The following is a 6,569-nucleotide window of genomic DNA, read 5'->3' as shown; positions in this document are numbered from 1 at the left end:
GGCGGCCTTCGCGATGCGAGACATCACGGTCTCCTTCGGGGACAGCCCGGCGGCCACGGCGACCCGGGCGGCGCTGTCCGCGCCCAGGGCCACCGCCGCGAACGCGCGCACCCGGCCCTCGTCGGCGAAGAGGGCCGCCAGGCCGGGGAGGGCGGAGGGGCCGGGGAGGGCGGAGGAACGGGCACCGATGTCGTCGGATGTCATGCGCGGAGGCTAGTGGACCGCCGGGGACCCGGCGAAGTGCTTTTCCGCCCCCTTCTCCCGACCGGTTCGCATCGGATGCGGCCTGCGTCCCGTTCTTTCCGATAAGGGTGATCCGTGGCGTTCTGCCGTGACCACCTCTCGGGCCGCCGCGTTGAACGAGAAGTGCGGTGGCACCCCCGGTCACCGCGCTTCCCCCGAGTTCAGAAGGAGAACGTGATGTCTCGCATCGCGAAGGCCGCCGGTGTCGCTCTCGGCACCGGCGCCGTCATTCTCAGCGGCGCCGGCCTGGCCATGGCGGACGCGGGCGCGCAGGGTGCCGCCGTCGGCTCGCCCGGCGTCCTGTCCGGCAACGTCGTCCAGCTCCCGATCCACATCCCGGTCAACCTCTGCGGGAACACGATCGACGTGATCGGCCTGCTGAACCCGGCCTTCGGCAACGTCTGCGAAGAGGGTGACGACGAGAAGGACCACGGCGGCTACGGCAGCTGACGCCCAGGCGTTCCGCCCGTGACGGGGCCCCGGCATGTCCACGCCGGGGCCCCGTCACGCGTGCGCCCGTCGCGTACAGCGGTCACGTGCGGCGCCCGTCACGCGTAGCGGTAGACCGCGCCGTGGTCCTCCAGCGCGTCCGGTGTCACGTCCCACGGCGGCATCTTCTCGTGCCGCGCCACGATCCGCCGGTACTGCGCGTCGTCCCGGCCGGGGGGCTCGGCCGGCAGGTAACGGGGGTGGCCGTGCCGCCGCTGCCAGCGCGACCACTGCAGGTCGATGAAGGCGTGCACCAGCCAGAACACCGGGTCGTTGACCGAGGCCCCGCCGACCATGGCACCGCCCACCCAGCGGTGCACCCGGTTGTGGTTGCGCCAGGAGGCGCTGCCGCGGCCGGTCCCCCACCCCTCCAGCTTGTTGCGGAAGCCCTTGCGGACCGTGGAGTTCCAGGGCGCCACGTCGTAGACGGGGTCCTTCAGCGCCCACTCCAGATCGGCGGCGGTCGGCAGCTGGATCGGGTCGCGGACACGCCCGAGGTCCCGGGTGAGGAACTCGGTGTCCGTCACGTTCTCCTTGAGCGTCCAGTTGCCCTCCGCGTGGGCGAACGGTCCCGTCGTCACCCGCTGGTCCGAGCGGCGCCCGGTGCCGCCGAGCAGGTCGCCGGTCCACGGCGCGGCGGTGGCGGAGCGGTCCTTCGTCCAGTCCCAGTAGGGCACCGTGACCGAGGAGTCCACCCGGCGCAGCGCCCGTTCCAGCTCCAGGACGAACCGGCGGTGCCAGGGCAGGAACGACGGCGTCATGTGCGCGGCCCGCAGTTCGTCCTCGCCGTCGGAGACGTAGTAGTCGATGTGCGTGCGCACGAACTCGTCGTACTCCCCGCGCCGTTTGAGCTCCAGCAGCGCGCCGACGAACCGCCGCCGTTCGGTGCGGGTCAGCGTGCTGACGTCCTTACGCGTGTACGCCATGCCCGGCCCCCCGGTGGTGTTCCGCCTCGCGCAGCCTGCCGCCGGGGCCGAGTTCGTCGACGGCGGCGCGGGCCGCGTCGAGCGGCGTCGGATACGAGCGGTAGTGGTCGACCATGGTCAGCCAGGTGCCGTCGGCGCGGCGCATGAGGTGCAGGGGGCGGCCGTCCACGGTCACGTCCCAGGCTCCGGCGGCCGCCACCCGGCTCCCCTCCGACCGGCTCCCGGCCGTGCCCCCTCCGGCCGTTCCACTTCCGGCCGTTCCACTTCCGACCGCGCCGCTCCCGGTCGTCCCGCCTCCGGTCGTCCCGTCTCCGGTCGTCCGTGTGCCCCGGATACGGTGGCCCCGGTACGTCTCCTCGAAGGCGGCGCCGTCGGGGCCGCCGGCGGCGCCCGCGGCGCCGGGGTCCGCGCCGGACCGGGAGACGGCGACCGCCACGGGGGCGGCGGCCGCCGCGAGCACGCCCGGGACGAGCAGCCGCCGCAGTACGTCGCGGCGGGTACGGCGGGCATCGTCCCGAGGTGGCGTACGGAGCGTCGGCCTTTCGCCGATCCCGCCCGGTCCCCTCGCTTCGCCGACTCTGACGGCCATGTTCGCTCCTCGTCGTCCGGTTCGGTGGTCCGTACCGGTAACCGGCCGACGGGCCCCGCGGTCACCGTCGGCGGGGCCGGACGGGAGCGCGGGGCCCGCCGATCGGGGGACCCGGGGTGCTCAGACGGCGGCCCTGGTCACAGGCCGGGGCCGACGCCCAGGTCGGCCGAGGGGATCGTCCGCACCATGGGCGAGACCAGGCCGGCCTGCGGCAGCCGCGTCGTCGGCAGACCGAGGCTGTCCGCGCTCGGCGGGCCGAGCGGCGCGTCCACCGCGAGGCTCGGCGCGAGGGCCCGCACGTCGGAGGCGGGAGTGTCGAGGCCGACGTGGTCGAAGCCGTCGCCGCCGACCTGCGGGAGCGGCTGGCGCACGTCGGCGCCGGGCAGTCCGCCGTGCAGCGGCAGTTGCGGCAGGGCCCGCTCCGGCAGCAGCCGGTCCTCGGTGTACCGCGGTCCGTCCGGCGCGCCCGGCGTCAGCACGGGCAGCTCACCGGCGACCTCGGGCAGCTCCATGCCGAGGGCCTGCTCGGCGCCGCTCAGCGGAACCGGCACGGGAACCGCGGCGGCGGGGGTCGCGGTGACGCCCATCGCGGCCGCCACGCCGGAGACGACGGCGGCCAGGGTTACTCGGGTGGTCGGCTTCATGGCAGGCTCGGTCCCTTCCAGGATCAACGGCTCGGTGTCTGTACCGGACAACGACACCGAAGCCGATGACAGCGCACAATTCCCCCGGGTGCCGCAGTAGTACGAAATTCAGCGGCCCAGCGGAAGGCCGCCGAGCAGGCCCTTCTCGCCGTTCAGCTTGTCGGTCGCGCCATTGATGTCGTGCAGCACGGAGTCCTTGTTCTCGGTGTCCAGGGCGTGGGACCGGTGCTCGGACTGGTGCTTGAGCGGCATCGGGTCGATCGGGCCCTTGGTGAGGGTGTTCACGGCGCCGTTGAGGCTGGTCGGCGTGAGGTCGGCGGTGTCGTAGGCGAACGCGGGCGCCGCGGCTCCGGCGACGACCAGGGATCCGGCGACGACGGCGGCGGCCTTCAGCGACTTCATCGTGTTCCTTTCTTCGGCGACTCACGTCGCCGGGGAAATTCTGACGCCGTGCCTAACGACCCCTGCCTGGCGCGGAAACTCCCCTCGCGCCTCCTCATATCTTCCTCATACGAAAGCCAATGCCGGCGCCAATGCCGACACCAATGCCAATGCCGACGCCGGCGCCGGCGACTGACGCGGACGTGGGTGAATTCGCGTGCGGTGGAAAAGCCGTTGTGCCGGCCCGGAAGGGAGGCCGGCACAACGATTTCTTCCGCTTGTCGCACTACCGCGCCAGCGGCTCAGTCCCGACGAGCGGCGTCCTGACGGGCCTGGTCCTGACGGGCCTCGTCCCGCTGGGCGGCGTTCTGGTCCGGACGCTGTGGGACGGAGGACAGGCCCGCCATGTCGGGCGCGGGGAGGCGGCCGGCGACCAGGCTGGCGGCGACGACGTTGACGGTGCTCGTCACCACGTTGTCGGCGGCCGGACGCACCTGCTCGGCGTTGCCGGCGGTGCTGGCCTTGATGAGGGCGTCGACCTGCTTCTGCAGACCGGACACGGCCTGGGCGGTCAGGTCGGCGCCCGGGGCGGCGTCGGCGCCGACCCGGGCCGGCAGCGTGGCCGGAGCGGTGCCGCCGGGAGCCGCGCCGTCGGGGGTGGCGGCCGGGGGACGGGCCGCCGCCTCCGGCGTGCCGGCCGTGTCCCGCGCGTCCACGCGGGCGATGGCCTCGCGGACGGCGTCGGCGTACTTGTTCGCCTGGGCCTCGGAGAGCCGGCCGCTGTCGGCGCCGACGACGGCGTCGAGCAGGTCGGCGACGGGAGCGACCACGGCGCCGATCAGGCCGAGGTCCTTGGCCTGGTCACGCAGCGCGTCGGCGTTGGCCAGCGGCGCCTGGGACGTGGCGCTCTCCCGGGCCGGGTCGTCGGCCGCCATCGCTACCGGCGCGGAGATGCCGAGCAGCAGGCCGGCGCTGAGCGCGGAAGCGGCGATACGTCGTGCGGGCAGACGCATGGGGGTTCCTTTCGGTGGTGCGTCGGGTGTTGTGCCCACCGTGGAATCGCGTCTGGCGCTCTGCAACCGATCGCCTACGCACCGTGCGCGTCCAGCGTGCGCATCGGCGGCGTCGTGCCTGGTCGGCGGCGGTGTCAAGGCCCATCCGCCGTGTCGGGCCCGCCTCCCCCCATTCGGGGCAGGACGGGCGCGGGACCGGACCGTGTCCGTCACACGGACACAGACATGGCGAACCGGCCGCCCGCTCGCGGAGGAACCGCGGCGCGGACGGCCGGCGCAGGGTATCGAGTCGACGTCAGTCGGTCTCGCACTCGTTGCCGAACGCCGGGTTCAGCAGACCGATGATGTCGATCGTGTTGCCGCAGACGTTGACCGGAATGTGAACCGGAACCTGCAGCACGTTGCCCGACAGCACGCCCGGGGAGTGGGCGGCGGCGGCCTGCGCGCCGGCGTCGGCGGCGGCGACACCGGCGGTGCCCGCCACCGCGGCGGCGGCGACGGAGGTCAGGGCCAGGCCCTTCGCGATACGCGACATGGAGAGGTACTCCTTGGGGTTGACACAAACATCCGGGCGGGATGCCCGGCGCAGTGTCAACGCGTCACGCCTGCCCGGGTTGTGCCGCCAATGGAGTGATCTCCAGCGAGATCTCCCGCGAGACGCCCCTTCACCAATCCGACACACTTTTCCGGTTTCTCCGGATTAGTACGCATAGCGGCTACAGTCCACACCGTCCGACGCACCGGCGGGCGGACCAGGGTGGTGACCGGCCGGTCTCCGGCCCGTCGCGAGGAAGCCGCCCATGTACCTGTCACCGTTCGAACGACCTCGTCCGCGGGTCCTGCACGTCACCCAACCGGTGGACGGTGGGGTCGCCCGCGTGTTGACGGATCTGACACGGGCTCAGCTCGCGGACGGCTTCGACGTCGCGGTCGCCTGTCCGGAGGGCCGGCTGGCCGCCGCGCTGCGGTCACTGGGCGCGGACGTACGGCCCTGGGCCGCGACGCGTGCGCCGGGGCCCTCGCTCGCCGGGCAGGTACGGCGGCTCGCGGCCGTGGTCGCCGACGTCCGGCCCGATCTGGTGCACGCGCACAGCGCGAAGGCGGGTCTCGCCGGGCGGCTCGCCGTGCGGGGGCGCGTCCCGACGGTGTTCCAGCCGCACGCCTGGTCCTTCGAGGCGGTCGGTGGCGCGGCGGCCGCGCTGGCCCTCGGCTGGGAGCGGCGGGGCGCCCGGTGGGCCACGCGGGTGGTGTGCGTGAGCGAGGGGGAGCGGCTGCGGGGCGCGCTGGCCGGCATCCGCGCGGAGTGGGCGGTCGTCCCGAACGGCGTCGACCCGAACCGGTTCCACCCGGCGGACGCCGCCGGCACGGAACACGCCGTACGTCCGCCCCTCCCGTCCCCCGTCGAGGACCCGGCGGAATCGCGTCTCCCGGCGGGACCGCGTCTCCCGGCAGAACCGCGTCTCCCGGCGGAGCCGCGTCTCCTGTTCGGTGGCGGGAGCTCCGGAGATTCGTTCCTCCTCCCACCCGGCCCTCTCGGGTACGGCAGCGCCCCGCTCGTCGTCTGTGTGGGGCGGCTGTGCCGGCAGAAGGGGCAGGATCTGCTGCTGGCGGCGTGGGACGAGGTCGTCGCGCGGGTGCCCGGGGCGCGGCTCGTGCTCGTCGGGGACGGGCCGGACCGGGAACGGCTGGCGTCCGCGGCGCCCGAGTCCGTATCGTTCACGGGGAACGTCGCCGACCCCGCGCCCTGGTACCGGGCCGCCGACCTGGTGGTCCTGCCGTCCCGCTGGGAGGGCATGGCGCTGGCGCCGCTGGAGGCGATGGCCTGCGGGCGGCCCGTGGTCGTGACGGACGTCGACGGCGCGCGCGAGTGCCTGCCGGCGGCGCTCACGCCGCACTGTCTGACGCCGCCGCGTGATCCGGCGGCGCTGGCCTCCGCCGTCACCGCGCTGCTCCTCGACGCCGGTCTGCGCGCGTCGCTGGGCCGGGCGGGCCGGGCGCACGTGCTGGCCGCCCACGACGTACGCCGGACGACCGCCGCCGTCACGAAGCTGTACCGCACCCTCCTCGACGGCCCGTCGACCGCCGCACCGGCGACCGGGACGGCGGCCCTCCCGGGCCCCGCCCACGGCGTCGTGTCCTCCGATGACAGCGATGACAGGGAGTCCGTCCACTCGTGAGCGCGGAAAGCACCGTTCCCAGCCCCGCCGGACAGCAGCGGGAGCTCGGCGCCTCCGGCTCCCCCGTGTCGGTGTTGTCGCCGCGGCCCGGGAGTACCGGGCCGCGG

Annotated in this window: 8 protein-coding genes and 1 pseudogene; 2 read left to right on the top strand and 7 right to left on the bottom strand. The window is 74.2% G+C overall.

All coding sequences use genetic code 11. From position 1 onward, the window contains the following. A pseudogene (locus UW392_RS34605) lies at window positions 1–204 on the bottom strand (hypothetical protein); the annotation flags it as partial. Window positions 205–420: 216 nt separating this feature from the next. On the opposite strand from UW392_RS34605, the gene chpF reads away from it, so the two are divergent. Further along, on the top strand, window positions 421–693 hold the full coding sequence (gene chpF, locus UW392_RS34600; protein WP_320779163.1) for a chaplin ChpF: 273 nt from the start codon (window positions 421–423) through the stop codon (window positions 691–693). A 98-nt stretch (window positions 694–791) separates the two neighbouring features. On the opposite strand, the gene UW392_RS34595 is transcribed toward chpF, so the two are convergent. The 6 genes from UW392_RS34595 to chpG all read right to left on the bottom strand — a co-directional run bounded on the left by UW392_RS34595 (window position 792) and on the right by chpG (window position 4,820). Then, the gene (locus tag UW392_RS34595) at window positions 792–1,658 is read right to left on the bottom strand and encodes a tyrosinase family protein (RefSeq protein WP_320779162.1); all 867 of its coding nucleotides are present in this window, start codon (window positions 1,656–1,658) and stop codon (window positions 792–794) included. Beyond that, window positions 1,642–2,247, bottom strand: coding sequence for a tyrosinase family oxidase copper chaperone (locus UW392_RS34590; RefSeq protein WP_320779161.1), 606 nt, complete (start codon window positions 2,245–2,247; stop codon window positions 1,642–1,644). Before UW392_RS34590 ends, UW392_RS34595 begins: the two co-directional genes overlap by 17 nt. A gap of 137 nt (window positions 2,248–2,384) precedes the next feature. Further along, the gene (locus tag UW392_RS34585; RefSeq protein ID WP_320779160.1) at window positions 2,385–2,891 is read right to left on the bottom strand and encodes a hypothetical protein; all 507 of its coding nucleotides are present in this window, start codon (window positions 2,889–2,891) and stop codon (window positions 2,385–2,387) included. Window positions 2,892–2,999: 108 nt separating this feature from the next. Further along, the gene (locus UW392_RS34580) at window positions 3,000–3,293 is read right to left on the bottom strand and encodes a hypothetical protein (protein WP_320779159.1); all 294 of its coding nucleotides are present in this window, start codon (window positions 3,291–3,293) and stop codon (window positions 3,000–3,002) included. Window positions 3,294–3,574: 281 nt separating this feature from the next. After that, a complete protein-coding gene (locus tag UW392_RS34575; RefSeq protein WP_320779158.1) occupies window positions 3,575–4,285 on the bottom strand; it encodes a hypothetical protein in 711 nt (236 codons plus the stop codon). A 295-nt stretch (window positions 4,286–4,580) separates the two neighbouring features. Further along, complete coding sequence (gene chpG / locus UW392_RS34570) at window positions 4,581–4,820, bottom strand: chaplin ChpG (RefSeq protein WP_320779157.1); 240 nt, start codon at window positions 4,818–4,820, stop codon at window positions 4,581–4,583. 265 nt (window positions 4,821–5,085) lie between these two features. On the opposite strand from chpG, the gene UW392_RS34565 reads away from it, so the two are divergent. After that, window positions 5,086–6,462 (top strand): glycosyltransferase, encoded by a 1,377-nt coding sequence (locus UW392_RS34565; RefSeq protein ID WP_320779156.1) that lies wholly within the window; start codon window positions 5,086–5,088, stop codon window positions 6,460–6,462. Window positions 6,463–6,569 lie beyond the last annotated feature (107 nt).

The organism is Streptomyces sp. CRN 30 (assembly GCF_034105845.1).
This window is presented reverse-complemented; position numbering and strand designations above follow the sequence as displayed.